We start from the raw sequence: 14486 nt of genomic DNA on the forward strand, positions 1-14486 counted from the left end.
GCATTCTAGTAAGCGCACGTCTAGTGTCTTTGGCAGTTTTCGCAATAACCAGACAGTTCCACCGAGTGGCTAACAGTTAAAAAATTATGCTTTTTGCCGAGCGTTGCAAGTGCTGATTCGAGTTCGCTGCTTGTAATATCGATCGTGCGTCCGCAATTTTGACAGACGGCATGATGGTGGTGTGGCGTAAAGATCTCACTAAGCTCAATCTGATTTTTAAAACCGTGCCAAATCCGGTTAACGACTCCAAGTTTTTCGTAAAGCTCTATGGTGCGATAAATTGTTGCACGATCGACATCGTCCTGTAGTTTGCGGGCAAGTTTACCAACACTAATCGGTGAGTTATTAAGTAGTCCTACAAAAACGGCAATTCGTTTTTTTGTAGCACTCGATCCTGCGGCCTTTAGTGTTTGTTTTAGCTTGGCTATTCCGTTATCCATATTAATTTATTGTATGCATTTTGCGACTTTATTGCAAAATCAAAACTTCATATTGCTAATCAGTCCTGTATAATTTTATGTATGACGCACGAACCAACTGGGGTAAAATCAAAACACAAGATTGTTATGGTCACTGTTGCGATATTGTTCTTGCTTTTGGCTCTGGCAGCCGGTTTCTTTTTTTGGAAATGGCTACAACTTAAAAATAACCCCGAGCAAACTAACGAAAATACGTCGCAGCAAATTATTAGGGAAGTTAGTAATATTTTTGAATTACCGACAAACGAAGAGCCCACGGTGGCTAAAATTCAGGACAAAGACAAACTCAGGCAGCAGCAATTTTTTGATGGTGCCCAAAATGGGGATTTTATTTTGATTTATTCGGATAGAAAGTTAGCATTACTATACCGACAAGAAACAAAAAAGCTGATTAATGTTGGCCCAATCTCTATGTCCGAAACCACGACTCCTATTGAATAAACTAGTGTTTTTTACAATATGCCAGCACTATATATAGTGTTAGAATTAACTAGGAATTAATTAAAAACTAAATGCTTTTGTTTGGAAGTACGTGAAATTCGTACGCTGTGCCGCAACGGTAAGGTCAAGCCAAGCCCGATACAAACAAAAAGCTATATATCCCGAGCAGGAACCAAAAGTATTTTTGAATTACTTTAAATACCTGCCCGGGTGGCAGGATTTTTTGTGATCAGTGTAGAGGATATTCGGCAGCGTAATTATCGGGAGTATTTAGCCCAGTTAGAGGCTGATCCTGAGATTGCGCCAAAGGCTGATCGCGCAGATTATGTTCACGCTGACAAGTTAGATGCCGCCAGATTAATCGCCGAGCACGGTGGCGAGATTGATGACGAGCTTCTTGATTTTTTACTCACTCAAACTGCCACGCAAACAATTGAATCGCTAGGAGCTTTTGATAGTCAGGTAGAAATTGAGTTTGATGGCAATGATCTGATCAGTTTTGGCGAGCGTGAGAGTATTACACGGAGGCGCTCTGTTCTGGCCGCGTTTGCGCTTAAAAATGCTAACCCCGAAATGGCATTTTATGCTGATCGCACTTTGGCCGAGAATTACAATAAAATTGCCGAAAATCAAATGATGTATCATGATCCAATTGGTTCGGCTAAGTTTCTCATTTCGCCGGCCGAAATGGAAAATGTTAGATTATCCCAGTCGCTGGGGATGTTTCCAGGCCGAGAGATGGCGATTATGCAAATTTCGTGGAAGAAATCCGCCAACAGAATGGCGCTGCGCTGCGTCTCGTTGGATCGAGCCAACCTGGATATTGTAGGAACCCACCTGAAAGATCAAGAGATGGAGGTACCTGAAGGCGCCAAGGCTCAGGATTTCATCTCTTTTGTCAAAGATCTTCATTTTGAAAACCAAGAACAGATGGACGCTTTTGTGAAGATGATCGTTGATAATCATGATGAGATGGTTTTAGAGCAATATGGTATTGAAACTAAACAAGGCGTTACGGCTAATGATTCGCGCAATTTGCAGCTAAGTCTAAACGATTTACTAAATACAGATGCTGGTCGACTACTGTTGAATCGCAAAATTAAAATGGATAAGACAATTAGCGAGCATATTTCTCAGCGCAAACCTTTGGGGCTGGGGCTTAGGCACTTGGCTCAGCAGGCTATGCAAAAATTTAAATCCAACGGCAAGCCGTTACTTAACATGCAAGATCGGCATAATATGACTCGGCTTTTGGCCGCGAGTTTTGTAAGCGTGGACGACGAGGGGCATTTGTCGGCGATAGAAAACCTAATTTACATCCACAGTAGTGCTGCCGAAGAAAGTTACCGTAAATATCTAGCTGGCGATAAAAAAGCAATGAACTGGATGTTGTCTGAGGAACTTGGTTTTTCGGATTCGGTAGATGCGATAAATTCTGGAACAGAGGCGATTGAGCAAGGTCGCGGCGCCGAGGCTTGCGGTGAGGCGTCGAGTTTAGGCGAAGACGGAGTGGACCCAGATGCGCCCCTTTGGGAAAAATATGGCTGGAAAGATTTGCAATTTGGTGAATGTATTGGTTGTGGCGAAGAAGATTTGGTTGGTCCGTGTTCAGCTTGTAATAAGTGCGATGCCGAAGATCGTAGACGGCCTGGTGATCTTAGTGCTAAAGTCACTCTTCGCCAAGCTGAGTTGCGACGTAAAAAGGCTGCCGAGCAGCGCAAAGCTCGGCAGAATCGCGAGAAGTCTGCACGACAAAAGCGCAAAATTGGCAGAAAAGTTTTGATTGGCGCAAAACTTTAGCTGGTAGTTAAAGCGTTAGCGCGTTATACTAGGGGTGATGATTCGCTACTACTACAAAAATTTGCGAGCTGGCCAAGTGCGAGAGCAAGACAGTTATCATCCGGGTAGCTGGGTTTATGTTGAATCGCCCACAGAAGACGAAATTGATGATTTAGTGAAGCGTTTTAAGCTCGATAAAGGTCATATTGAGGATGCACTTGATCCTGATGAGATGCCGCGGCTCGAGAAAGAGGGCAGTCTTACATATATTTTTGTTCGCTACGCCTATGCAAACGAATCGCGCGAACTTACAACGGCACCGCTACTTTTTATTGTTGGATCTGATCTGCTAATTACTATTAGCACGGGGCCAATTCCACGCCTGGCAAAGTATATAGAGGGTAAATTGGATTTTGCCACGACTCAACGTACGCGCTTAGTTCTGTTGATCCTAGATCAAATTGTCGATCAATACGATATTTTAATTAATAAAATCGGCAGACAAATCGGTGTTGTGCGTTCACGCCTGAAGGGTAAAACTATCGGTAACCGTGACTTTATTGATTTTGTGATGATCGAAGACGAGTTGAACGAATTCTTGGCGGCACTTCAGCCTACTACTGCAATTTTGCGTCGACTTTTGTTAGGCCGGCACATTCAACTTTATGAGCAAGACCAAGATTTGGTAGAGGATTTACTACTTAGTAACGAGCAGTCTATAGAAGGGTGTCGCGTGCACGTTAAGTCGATCGTTAACATTCGCGAGGCTTACACAACTATTAGCTCTAATAACCTTAACCAAACAATGAAGCTTTTAACGGCGGCCACTGTTTTAATTACTTTGCCGAATGTAATTTTTGGAATGTATGGCATGAACGTGCCACTGCCTTTTCAGCACGAACCGTGGATTTTTGCGGCAATTATTGTGGTGAGTATTGTTATATTGTTTGGCGCGCTAAATATTATTCGCAAGCGCTTATACTAAATATTTTAGGTGTCACCTCTGGGCTTTCAGCTCCCGTTATTTAAGCACTTATGCTTGACCCGCAACCCAACATACTATACCTTAGTGGTTGTGCGTTTTATTAGGCGGCCTTCTAATGGTTATTGTCCAAAAAACTAGCGTGTGCGCGTCGGCGCATATGCGAAACACACAAATAACAAGCACATAAGTTTGCTTTGCAGTTTGGCCCAAAAGTCACCCGGCAAAATTCAGCAACTTGTGTGGAGGAGCAGAACATGCCAATTGACATCCGCATGGTCCCTACACGGGCCCGCAAAGTTGCGGTGGAGATTGTACCAGCTAGCTGGCAAGATTACTTGTTGCACTAGCAATTAAAAACCCCGAGATTTCGGGGTTTTTAATTTTATTGTTGAGGCTGCTGCTCTGCTGGGTAAGCTGCGTTTACAGCATCGCTTATGAGCTTTGTTAGGGCTTCAGGGTCGGTCGAGTCGCTCTCGCTGACTTTTACGCCATTCAAAACGAATGTTGGGGTAGAGTTTGCGCCGTAAAGCTCGGCTGTACTTCGGTCGCGGGCAATCTTGGCGCTTATGTCTGCGCTTTTTAGATCTGCGTTAAATTTATTTATATCTAAGCCAAGTTGTGCTGCTAGGTTTTCAAAAAATGCCGTGCGTTGAGCTGTATTGGCTTTTACCCAACTATCCTGACTACTATAAAGTAGGTCAAACATCGCAAAGTATTGTCCTTGCAAGCCAGCCGCTTCGGCAGCGGTAGCCGCAGCTAGAGCATTAGGGTGAATTGTTGTTAATGGTCGGTTTCTAAAAATAAAAGTTAATTTATCTGGGTAGGTTGCCTCAAGTTCTTTTATAGTAGGATACATACGAGCACAGGCGGGGCACTGGTAGTCTCCGTACTCAATTAAAACTACTTTCTGATCTTCGGTACCTGCAAAGTGATCGGCGATCGGCCCATCGTAAATAATTTTACTAGCATCACCTGTAAAATCGGGAGTTTCGCTCCGGTTGAACCAAATTAAGCCTCCAAAAACGGCAAGTACAATTACTGAAAAAATAATCCATTTCGTTTTATCCATGCATACATCATACAATAGATGCATGGTAGAAGTAATTGTTTTAATTGTGGGTTTTATTTTGGCAATTTTAATTGCACTTACAAAAAGTTTTAATTTGGGGGTTAGCTCGATTAGTAGTTTTGAACTTGAACGCCGGCGCAATTCTGGCGACAAGTCTGCTGCGCGTGAGCTGAGCTGGCGGGCGTTGGCTCCAACCTTTGAGGCTGCAAAAAATATAAAAATAATGGTTTTATTAGTAATTTTGGTATCTGTTGTGGCTGTGGCTTTGCCGACGCCATGGGGATTTTTGGCAAGCTTGGTGTTTGCCTTATTCGCGCAAATTGCCGCCGCGCGCGGGTGGTTTTTAAAGCCTGCCGCTAACTTGCAAAAAAAGTACGAACCGCAACTGAGAAAGTATCTGTTGTTTTTAAAAAAATATATTGGAATTTTTGTGACACCGGTTGCTTCTGCAAGTTTTTCGCTAAATTCAGTCGAAGAGCTAGAGCAATTAATTACGCTTGATCAAAATGTTTTGTCAGAACATGAAAAGACGCAGTTACTAGCGGTAATGCAGTTCGAAAACCTAAAAGTAGAAGAAGTCATGGTAAAGCGCGACCAAATTGTAGTGGTTGGAATTAAAGAAACCGTTGGGCCGTTGCTTTTAGATAAACTTCATAAAGCCGGCCACAATATATTCCCGGTTGTAGATAAAAGTTTGGATCATGTTAAGGGCTTGCTTTATATGAGTGATCTTGTGCCGCTTGACCCCGAGCTTAAAGAAGTTAGGGAGGTTGTGCGACCAAACGTTTATAGCCTACAGCAGGATGCTAGTCTGAGCGACGTTTTGGCGGCGAGTATAAAAACAGGGCGCCAACTGTTTTTTGTAAGTAAAGGTGAAAAAATCATAGGATTAATTACGCTGTCAGATGTTCTAGCAAAGATGACCGGACAAAAAATTGCTAAAGAAGTTAAAGTAAACAAGATATAGTTTTAGCTTAAGAATTGCAATCATGCTTACATCTGTTATAGTAAGCTCAGATGACTGGCAAGCGTGACTTAAATATTCGGGCCCGGCAAACTGCTTAAAGAGCGGTGGTTTGCTAACGGCCCGAGAATAGCTCGCCAAATAATTTAAGGATTAAAATGAGAACTCTGAGTAAAGAATTAAAGAAGTTTGTTGGTGAAAAAGTTACCGTCCAGGGGTGGTTGCATAAAAAACGCTTGCTTGGTGGCTTAACGTTTATTGTGGTGCGCGACCGCAGCGGTTTGGTGCAGGTTTTAGTAAAAGATAAAGATGAAGTAGAGAAGCTACGTGGCTTACAATTGGGTACAATTTTAAAAGTAGAAGGTTTAGTAGCGGCCGATGACCGTGCGCCTGGTGGTGTTGAGCTTCACGAGGTTGTTTTGCACGTAGAAGTGCCGGTGGAATTTGAATCACCGATCGAGATTGATAAACCATTAAGTCATGAATCTAGTAACCTTGACACACTTTTAGATTATCGAGTGGTTGGTTTGCGCAACACGCGCGAACAGGCGATTTTTAAAATTCAGTCCGAAATTCAGCGCGCAATCCGCAAATATTTGCACGAACAAGATTTTACCGAATTTAAATCGCCAAAACTTTTGCCTGGCGCGACCGAAGGTGGAGCCGAAGTTTTTAAACTCGACTACTTTGGTAAAGAAGCGACACTAGCCCAAAGCCCGCAATTTTACAAAGAAATCATGGTTGGTGTTTTTGAGCGCGTTTACGAAATTGGTGCGGCTTACCGTGCCGAACCAAGCGCAACAACCCGCCACATGACCGAATATACGAGCGTTGATGCCGAAATGGGCTTTGTTACAATCGAAGACATTAAAAAGTTGCTAAGCGGCATCATGCACGAAGTCTCTGACCACCTGTGGAAAGAATGTGAAGCAGAGTTGAACATGTGGGGATCGGTTAAACCGATTCTGCCAAAAGAAATCCCGAGTCTGAGCATGGCGCAAATTCACGAACTTTACAGCGCTGCAACGGGCGAAAATACAGTTGGCGAAAAAGACCTACGCCCGGATGAAGAGCGCTGGATATGCGATTACACAAAAGAGAACATGGGGTCTGAGGCTGTATTCGTAACCGACTGGCCTGCCAGCGAAATGCGCTTTTACCACAAAACTCAAGACGGTAAACCAGAATTCGCCGACCGAATAGACTTGCTGTTCCGTGGTCTTGAAATGGTGACTGGCAGTATGCGTGAAAACCGCTACGATGTCTTAGTGCGACAGCTAAAAGAAATGGCCGGAGGTGACCCAGAGTCAGAAGGCTTTAAAAACTTCGTGGCCGCCTTCAAATACGGCATGCCGTCACTTGGTGGCTTTGGCATGGGCTTGGAGCGCTTAACTCAAAAAATGATTGGACTGCAAAACGTCAAAGAAGCCACGTTATTCCCACGCGACATCAACCGCCTAGCGCCTTAGCTATGCTACTTAGTATTAACAAAGGAGAAATATGAAAAAATCATTAGGACAAATAGTCTTTGGACTAGCAGTAATTTTTATAGGCGTTGGCTTTGCTCTAGATGCTCTAAACATCGTGAATTTTAGTATGGCGGCAAGCACGTGGTGGCCGTTATTTGTGATTCTAGCAGGAGTGGTGAGCTTGATTAGTAATCCACGCACCTTTGTGTGGCCTTTGGTCATTATAGCTGCGGGTATTCTATTGCAAATTCGCGAGCTTGGATTGCTGACGTTCAACCCTTGGGGTTTGATCTGGCCAGTGATAATTATTATCTTTGGAGCGTCAATTTTGTTTAAAAGTGGTGCAGGTAGCAAAAAACAAGACCGTAAAGAGAAAGATCTTGATTTATTTGCGGGCTTTTCGGGCCACGAGGCAAAGAGTAGTAGCGACGATTTCAAGGGCGGTAAAGCTACAGCAATCTTTGGTGGAATTGAACTTGATTTACGTCACGCTAAGATCAAGGACAAAGCTAGTCTAGAAGTTTTTGCAGCTTTTGGTGGAATCGATATTCGTGTCCCCGAAGGCTGGCGCGTTGAAGTTAGTGGTACGCCAATTTTGGGAGGCTGGGAAAACAAAACTGACGAACCTAAAGAAAAGAATGCCCCTACGCTAATTATTCAGGGTACGTGCCTTTTTGGCGGCGTGAGCATTAAAAACTAACGAATCACATTTGCTACTGCTGAAACAAGTTGGTCGTTAAAAACCGATGGGATAATTTGATCGGCTGTCGGCTTTTGCACTAAGCCTGCGATAGCTTTGGCTGCAGCAATTTTATGCTGATCGGTAATTGTTTTTACCCGGTTATCTAGAGCACCTCTAAAAATCCCCGGAAAGGCGAGAGCGTTGTTGACCTGATTAGGAAAATCACTCCGACCAGTTGCAACAACCGCTGCACCAGCCTTTTTGGCTTCGTCAGGCATGATTTCGGGGGTTGGGTTAGACATCGCAAAGATTATCGGATCGGTTGCCATAGATTCAACCATCTTAGAGGTGAGTAGCCCTGGCTTTGACACTCCTATAAAAATGTCAGCACCCTTAAGAGCGTCGTCAAGAGAACCATCAATATTGCGAGGGTTAGTATTGGTGAGAAGTTTCTTTTTTTCGTCGTTAAGGTCGGTTCGGTTTTTGCTCACAATACCTTTACTATCGATTGCTAAGATGTCGGGCTTGGCATATAAATGTAGTAAATTAATGATCGCCGTTCCCGCTGCGCCTGCACCGACTACAACTATTTTGCAATCTTTTAATGATTTTTTGGTAACTTTCGTAGCGTTTATTAGGCCAGCTAAAACTACAACTGCCGTGCCATGCTGGTCGTCGTGCATAACGGGGATATCGAGTTCGGCTTTAAGTCTATCTTCAACTTCAAAACAGATTGGAGCGGCGATGTCCTCGAGGTTTATTCCGCCAAAGCTTGGAGCGATCGCTTTAACTACACTTACGATTTCATCTGCCGAATGCACATCCAAAGTAATCGGTACTGAATCGATATTCGCAAAATGTTTAAAAAGTAGTGATTTACCTTCCATGACAGGCATTGCTGCCTTTGGTCCAATATTGCCAAGTCCTAAAACTGCTGAACCATCAGAAATCACAGCGACTAAGTTGTTTGTCCAGGTGTATTCGGGTAATTTGCCCGGATCTTGAGCAATTGCTTGCGAAACCTCTGCTACGCCGGGGGTGTAGTAAAGTTTTAAGGTTTCTGGCGTTGGTTTGTCCCGTAGTGCTGTGGTAATTTTGCCGGCAAATTTTTTGTGAATCTGTAGTGCTTCTGTGTTTTTGGTCATGCTTAAATTTTAATCCAAACAACTCTTTATATAAAGCATCGTGTTATATTTGACATCCTGGCAATAAGCATCTAGCCTTAAGATAATGAAACGAATATTTTTAATTGTTAGCCTGTGCGCCTTAGTTTTAGTGCCGTCTGCCCAGGTTAGAGCACAAACAGAGCTACAAGAGGGTTTAATTATTGAGCGTTGCGATATCATTAAACAGTCGTTAGATAAGCAACGACGACGCGATCTTGTCTCGCGCATAAATCGCGGTCGTGACTACCAAAATCTAATCGATCAACAGCAGGCATTAACCGATCGTGTACGAAATAATGGTCTAGACTACGTAAAGTTCGAGCAGCGGCTCAGTGAGCTAAAAGTCGCATTTGATAATTTTAGAAAAAGTTACACCGCCTACGACGATGGATTGAGTACGCTAACCGCCATAGACTGCAAAAAAGAGCCAGCTAATTTTTTTGGACAACTATTGGCCGTTCGAGCTTTGCGATCCGATGTTGGGCAAAAAAGTCTCTTAATTAAAGATATTTTGAGTCTGCAACGTGACCTAATTGTTAACTTGAGGTTAGAGCTTCAACAAGTCGAAGAGTCGATAGTGGGGTCACGAGATGGAAACTAATTCTCCTGTTGGCGAACCAAAACAAAAATCAAAATTACCGATTGCGCTTGGGCTGGCGTCATTGATTGCTGTCAGTATGACAATTATTAGCGTAGCCATCTACTATTTTGCTGGATTTTATAAACTTGACCTAAGTCGTCCGGGCTATGAGATTGAGCGTGAAGATGTTTTTAATAGTGAAGGTACCCAAACTTACGATTCAACAAGTTCGCTAAGCGCCGGTGCGATTGACGATATCTTAAAGGAGTTTGACGAACGCAACACGAGTCTCGATTCTTACGGAGACTTCAATAATGACGCTCTAAGCGACGAAAATATTCTGCTTGGTCGCTAGCTCTTATCTTGGTTTACAAAAGCGCTAATGCCGAACTTTTGCTTTTTAAATTCAGCTAAAATTCGCTTGCGCAGTTCGCCCGATACACTCCATTGCGCTGCTGGTCGAGTTTTGCCGATTATTTTAATCTCGAGTGCAGTGTTGCTAAATGAGTTAACGGCGTAAAAATGTGGCGGCTCGATAATTTTTTTCGACCATTTTTCGTCTTTGGCTAACTTTTCACCAACTCTATCTACAACCTCTATAAGCTTGTCTACGTCAGCTTCTGGACTGACCGAAACTAACAAATTAACTTTAGAGTAATCCTTAGATTTGTTGATGCTGTGAGTGACAATGCCATTTGGAATGTAGTGTACATTGCCGCTTGTGTCACGCAAAACAGTTGTCCTGACCGAAATTTGCTCAACTGTTCCGCTAGCACCGTCAAGCTCTACGTTGTCACCAACTCGATACTGGTTTTCGAGAATTATAAAAATGCCCGAAATAAAGTCTTTTATAAGCGATTGAGCACCAAATCCAATAGCAACACCGATTATACCCGCGCTGGCAATTAGCGGCGCCAGATCAATGTTGAAGTAGCCTAAGATGGTAGAAATAGCTATAACCCAAACAAGTACCTTTAAAACAGCAGTAAACATGCTTATGAGCGTATTTTGTCGCTTAAATACATCCTCGTCGCTCGTGTCGCCATGAGCGCGGTAACGTAAGCGTCTAAAAACCGCTGCAACTAATGCTGGTACAAATTTATTAAACAAAAATGCACCAACGATAATGAAAATTATCGAAAGTAGGTTTTGAGCTAGCCACGCTTGAATTTCACTCCACATGGCTTAAGTATAAAACACCGGGTGCTGATATAATAATTTTAAAAGGATTTAGGTGGACAATAAACGTAAACTTCATCATTACTTGGTTGTTTTGGGCGGCATTAAGGTGTGGCAGCTTGCACTGATTTTTGTTTTGCTTCTTGGGCTGTCGGCCTATTTACTGCGGCAAAATAACTTACAAATGGTGGAATATCGTAATTTGGTAAAAATGGCCGATGAAAGTGGACAAGGGATCGAGCAGTCACTTTTAGATTTGCAAAAATATGTAACCAACCATATGAACACTAACTTGGGTGAGGGTTTATTTTTGGAGCACAGCTACCAGCGGGCATATGATGCAGCTCTAAAAGAGGCTGCTAGCAGCGTAAACCCGAATAGCGCCACGTATATTCAGGCCGAGGACGAATGTAGGGCGCAGTACGGGAACGTATCCTTCCAGCTTTATTTACAGTGCATTCAACAACGAGTTTCGAGCTTAGCGCCGGGTACAGATCCACTGCAAAGTGTAAAGGTACCACCCGCCGAGTTGTTCAGATACAACTATGTTTCGCCGCGCATTAGCTTTGATTTAGCTGGAATTGTTGTTCTTATTACTTTGTTCGTTGGATTACTAATTTTACTTCGAGTGACCACCTATGCAGTCCTTAAGATTATAGTTCGTCGACATAAGTAAATTAACAAAGTTGTTATGTTTTTGGCTTAATCTGTTGACAAAGGGTTGTCGCACAGCGTATCGTAAAATCACGATAGCCGTAAAAAGGAGGAATTTTCTAAGATGGCAGCGTATAAACACACTAATTCTAAAGGGGTTACCTACTACTTACACACTAAAAATGTGACACTACGTGGCGGTAAGGTGCAACCGATTTTCTACTTCGCTAAAGAAGAACGCCCAGAGGATGCTCTACCTGAGCTGCCAGCAGGCTACGAAGTTGTAGAAAACCCACGTAATGGTTTTGTAATTCTTAAAAAAGCTGCTAAAGCCGAATAAGCTTAAATAGTATTTTACTAAAAAAGCCCCAAATTAAGGGGCTTTTTTAGTTGGTCACAGTTGCCTTCGGGCTAAGCTTAATGCCAAATCCAAGCGTGACCATCATGGCGCCCAAAATAAAATTAGCTAGGCTGGTTTGAATGTTCGTTTGGAATAATCCTAGTATAGACGTGCCTTGGAAAAATCCAATGATCGCCATTATCATATAAATTACGCCGAACACTTGGCAAAAAAGCTTGGCAGTTTTGTCGGACGCCGCTGCAAGGAGCGCCGCAAAACCTGTTAATAGATGAATCCAATTAATAATGTCGTTTACGGCAAAGGTTTCAAACAACAGAGCCACGCCATTAACTACCGTTATGTAATCACTGTTAAATCCTAATGCACCTTTTGCTACAAAAATCAGACCTATAATAACAACGCTGAGCCTAAGCATCGATCCTCCTATTTAACATTATTAAGCTAATGCTTGGAAGTTGCAAGTAAATAAAAAATCACCCTAAGGTGATCTTTTGGTGGGGGCGGTTGGAGTTGAACCAACCACCAAGCGGTTATGAGCCGCCTGCTCTAACCGATGAGCTACGCCCCCAAGCATTACATCTGAGCAACAGGAATGATTATACAAAAAAATTGTAGTTTTATCCATGCATGAACATTGTGTGTGTATACTAATTATGCTTAAATTTGTATATCATGCGAAAACTTCAAGAAAACTTGGCTAAGGTCCGTAGCAGGTTACTTTTATCAAAAAAGTCACCAGACGAACTCTTGGGTGAACTGTTCCAGGATGTTCAGCTGCGACGAATTTTCCCCGACAGCATTACCTTTGTAGATGCCGTGCCATCTAAGCAGATGGGCCGGATTCTGGCAATTTACAAAAAACAGCGTCATGATCCGGATTTTGACTTACATGCCTTTGTAAAAACGTATTTTAAGGAGTACTTTGAAAGTCCTAACGACTATAAAGTTAATGCAAATCATACAATTGAACAGCATATTAATGAGCTCTGGTCGGCTTTGACCCAAACGACTTATAAGACGGAGGGGTCTATTTTGGCCCTGCCCAAACCGTACATTGTGCCTGGCAGTCGTTTTAAAACCCAATTTTACTGGGACAGCTATTTTATTATGATTGGGCTAGCGACGGCTCAAAAGTGGAATCAGATCGAAGATATCTTAAAAAACATAACGTATATGCAGCGCCGCTTTAATATTATTCCAACCGGCAATCGAACATATTATCTCAGCCGAACCCAACCACCGTACCTAGCTTTGATGGTTAAACTTTTAGCCAATAAAAAAGGTAAAACGGTACTGTTAAAGTACTTGCCGGCGTTAATTGCCGAGCATAATTTTTGGATGAAAGGCTCGCGTAAATTAAAGAGTCAAAAAGCTTATCGGCGAGTGGTAAAAATGCCTGATGGAGAAATCTTAAACCGTTATTACGATGATCGGTCCACGCCTCGGCCTGAATCTTATAAAGAAGACGTAGACACAGCGGCGCTTGCCGGGGACCGTGTGCCAAGCCAGGTTTATTTGGATCTGCGGGCTGCAGCAGAATCTGGTTGGGATTTTAGTTCGCGCTGGATGAGCGATGGCGTTAATTTACAAACTACAATCACGACAAATATTGTCCCTGTGGATTTGAATAGCCTCCTTTGTATATTGGAGTCTACGATCGCTGAGGCCTATGAAATTCTAAAACAAACTGGCTTGGCGGAATCTTATCGCAATAAGGCCAGAGCTAGGGCAGAGGCGCTAAACAAATATTGCTGGAACAGTAATCTTGGTTTTTATTTTGATTATAATTTTGTGTTAAAAAAGCAGAGTAAAAGCCAAACGATCGCCGGAATTTATCCGTTATTCGCTCAGATTGCAAGTAAAGAGCAAGCGAACCAAGTCGCTAAAGTTGTAAAAACAGATTTTTTAAAGCCTGGCGGAGTGGTTACAACTCTACAAACAACAGGTCAGCAGTGGGATTCGCCAAATGGCTGGCCACCGCACCAATGGACTGTAGTTCAAGCGCTTAAGAATTATGACCAAAACAAGCTTGCCACCGAGATTAAAAAGCGGTGGCTAGACACAGTCGAGGGATCGTACAAACGCGAACTTAAGTTAGTTGAAAAATATAACGTTATCGATCCAACAATGACCGCCGGAGGCGGGGAGTATGTTTTGCAAGATGGTTTTGGCTGGACAAACGGTGTGTATCTAGCGCTTAAGCACGATGACGCGTTAAACTGGAAGTAATGAACTTTCGCCCAAAACTAGCAAAGATAAAACAATTATTTACGTTAAACAACGGCGTAGTGGTTTTGGCTATGTTGGTGGCGGCGGGCTGGGTCTGGAATACAATTGAGGCGATTCAGCGGAATTTTGAACTACAACAGCAAGTAGATAGTTTAAAACAAGAGATCGCAGTTTTTGAGCTTCAAAATAAAACAATTGATTTTCAAAATAAGTATTATCAGAGCGATGAATATTTAGAATTGAGTGCGCGCGAGCGCTTAAATAAAGCTGCAAAAGATGAAAAACTTTTAATCTTGCCGCCTAATACGGCTAAACAAACATCGCAAGAACCCGTTACAACTCAGACACCGATTACCAGCCGGAGTAACTTTGATCAGTGGCTGTATTTTTTGTTTGGCAACAAGAGTTGACATAATTAGTTAAAAACTGGTAAAATAACTAAGATATGT

17 protein-coding genes, 1 tRNA gene and 1 riboswitch are annotated in these 14486 nt (G+C 42.8%); of the genes, 12 read left to right on the forward strand and 6 right to left on the reverse strand.

From position 1 onward, the window contains the following. Nucleotides 1-20: 20 nt before the first annotated feature. Nucleotides 21-440 carry a Fur family transcriptional regulator gene (locus tag VLA77_01150; protein HSE29176.1) on the reverse strand — a complete coding sequence of 140 codons (420 nt, stop codon included), beginning with the start codon at nt 438-440 and terminating at the stop codon, nt 21-23. Between the two features lie 81 nt (nt 441-521). Between VLA77_01150 and VLA77_01155 the strand changes: the two genes are divergently transcribed. From VLA77_01155 to VLA77_01165, 3 genes are all read left to right on the forward strand, one after another. Beyond that, nucleotides 522-920: a hypothetical protein gene (locus VLA77_01155; protein ID HSE29177.1), complete on the forward strand. Its 399-nt coding sequence runs from the start codon at nt 522-524 to the stop codon at nt 918-920. Between the two features lie 60 nt (nt 921-980). After that, a riboswitch (cobalamin riboswitch) is annotated at nt 981-1085 on the forward strand. A gap of 60 nt (nt 1086-1145) precedes the next feature. Next, nucleotides 1146-2720, forward strand: coding sequence for a hypothetical protein (locus VLA77_01160; GenBank protein ID HSE29178.1), 1575 nt, complete (start codon nt 1146-1148; stop codon nt 2718-2720). Between the two features lie 37 nt (nt 2721-2757). Continuing rightward, entirely contained in the window at nt 2758-3684 is a 927-nt protein-coding gene (locus VLA77_01165) for a magnesium transporter CorA family protein (GenBank protein ID HSE29179.1), read from the forward strand. A gap of 382 nt (nt 3685-4066) precedes the next feature. Here the strand turns inward: VLA77_01165 and VLA77_01170 are convergent, their stop codons facing one another. Then, nucleotides 4067-4753 carry a thioredoxin domain-containing protein gene (locus VLA77_01170; GenBank protein ID HSE29180.1) on the reverse strand — a complete coding sequence of 229 codons (687 nt, stop codon included), beginning with the start codon at nt 4751-4753 and terminating at the stop codon, nt 4067-4069. 22 nt (nt 4754-4775) lie between these two features. Between VLA77_01170 and VLA77_01175 the strand changes: the two genes are divergently transcribed. The 3 genes from VLA77_01175 to VLA77_01185 all read left to right on the forward strand — a co-directional run bounded on the left by VLA77_01175 (nt 4776) and on the right by VLA77_01185 (nt 7886). Then, a complete protein-coding gene (locus tag VLA77_01175; GenBank protein HSE29181.1) occupies nt 4776-5720 on the forward strand; it encodes a CBS domain-containing protein in 945 nt (314 codons plus the stop codon). A gap of 155 nt (nt 5721-5875) precedes the next feature. Then, the gene (gene aspS / locus VLA77_01180) at nt 5876-7186 is read left to right on the forward strand and encodes an aspartate--tRNA(Asn) ligase (protein HSE29182.1); all 1311 of its coding nucleotides are present in this window, start codon (nt 5876-5878) and stop codon (nt 7184-7186) included. A gap of 31 nt (nt 7187-7217) precedes the next feature. Further along, nucleotides 7218-7886: a DUF5668 domain-containing protein gene (locus VLA77_01185; GenBank protein HSE29183.1), complete on the forward strand. Its 669-nt coding sequence runs from the start codon at nt 7218-7220 to the stop codon at nt 7884-7886. Here the strand turns inward: VLA77_01185 and VLA77_01190 are convergent. After that, nucleotides 7883-9013 (reverse strand): NADP-dependent malic enzyme, encoded by a 1131-nt coding sequence (locus VLA77_01190; GenBank protein ID HSE29184.1) that lies wholly within the window; start codon nt 9011-9013, stop codon nt 7883-7885. The genes VLA77_01185 and VLA77_01190 overlap by 4 nt on opposite strands. An 85-nt stretch (nt 9014-9098) precedes the next feature. Between VLA77_01190 and VLA77_01195 the strand changes: the two genes are divergently transcribed. Both VLA77_01195 and VLA77_01200 read left to right on the forward strand, forming a co-directional pair. Beyond that, nucleotides 9099-9635 carry a hypothetical protein gene (locus VLA77_01195; GenBank protein ID HSE29185.1) on the forward strand — a complete coding sequence of 179 codons (537 nt, stop codon included), beginning with the start codon at nt 9099-9101 and terminating at the stop codon, nt 9633-9635. After that, nucleotides 9625-9969, forward strand: coding sequence for a hypothetical protein (locus VLA77_01200; protein HSE29186.1), 345 nt, complete (start codon nt 9625-9627; stop codon nt 9967-9969). Before VLA77_01195 ends, VLA77_01200 begins: the two co-directional genes overlap by 11 nt. Here VLA77_01200 and VLA77_01205 read toward each other — a convergent pair. Next, entirely contained in the window at nt 9966-10796 is an 831-nt protein-coding gene (locus VLA77_01205; GenBank protein HSE29187.1) for a mechanosensitive ion channel family protein, read from the reverse strand. The genes VLA77_01200 and VLA77_01205 overlap by 4 nt on opposite strands. Before the next feature lie 52 nt (nt 10797-10848). On the opposite strand from VLA77_01205, the gene VLA77_01210 reads away from it, so the two are divergent. Continuing rightward, complete coding sequence (locus VLA77_01210) at nt 10849-11469, forward strand: hypothetical protein (GenBank protein HSE29188.1); 621 nt, start codon at nt 10849-10851, stop codon at nt 11467-11469. A 102-nt stretch (nt 11470-11571) separates the two neighbouring features. Beyond that, nucleotides 11572-11787, forward strand: a complete 216-nt coding sequence (locus tag VLA77_01215) for a hypothetical protein (protein ID HSE29189.1) — start codon at nt 11572-11574, stop codon at nt 11785-11787. 46 nt (nt 11788-11833) lie between these two features. Here VLA77_01215 and VLA77_01220 read toward each other — a convergent pair whose 3' ends face one another. Both VLA77_01220 and VLA77_01225 read right to left on the reverse strand, forming a co-directional pair. Further along, nucleotides 11834-12223 carry a DUF4383 domain-containing protein gene (locus tag VLA77_01220; GenBank protein ID HSE29190.1) on the reverse strand — a complete coding sequence of 130 codons (390 nt, stop codon included), beginning with the start codon at nt 12221-12223 and terminating at the stop codon, nt 11834-11836. Nucleotides 12224-12300: 77 nt separating this feature from the next. Beyond that, a tRNA-Ile gene (locus tag VLA77_01225) sits at nt 12301-12376 on the reverse strand. A 104-nt stretch (nt 12377-12480) separates the two neighbouring features. Between VLA77_01225 and treF the strand changes: the two genes are divergently transcribed. Next, complete coding sequence (treF, locus tag VLA77_01230; GenBank protein HSE29191.1) at nt 12481-14037, forward strand: alpha,alpha-trehalase TreF; 1557 nt, start codon at nt 12481-12483, stop codon at nt 14035-14037. After that, a complete protein-coding gene (locus tag VLA77_01235; protein ID HSE29192.1) occupies nt 14037-14447 on the forward strand; it encodes a hypothetical protein in 411 nt (136 codons plus the stop codon). Before treF ends, VLA77_01235 begins: the two co-directional genes overlap by 1 nt. Nucleotides 14448-14486: the final 39 nt, after the last annotated feature.

Source organism: Candidatus Saccharimonadales bacterium (genome assembly GCA_035457485.1).
Taxonomy (GTDB): domain Bacteria; phylum Patescibacteriota; class Saccharimonadia; order Saccharimonadales; family EFPC-124; genus DATIBO01.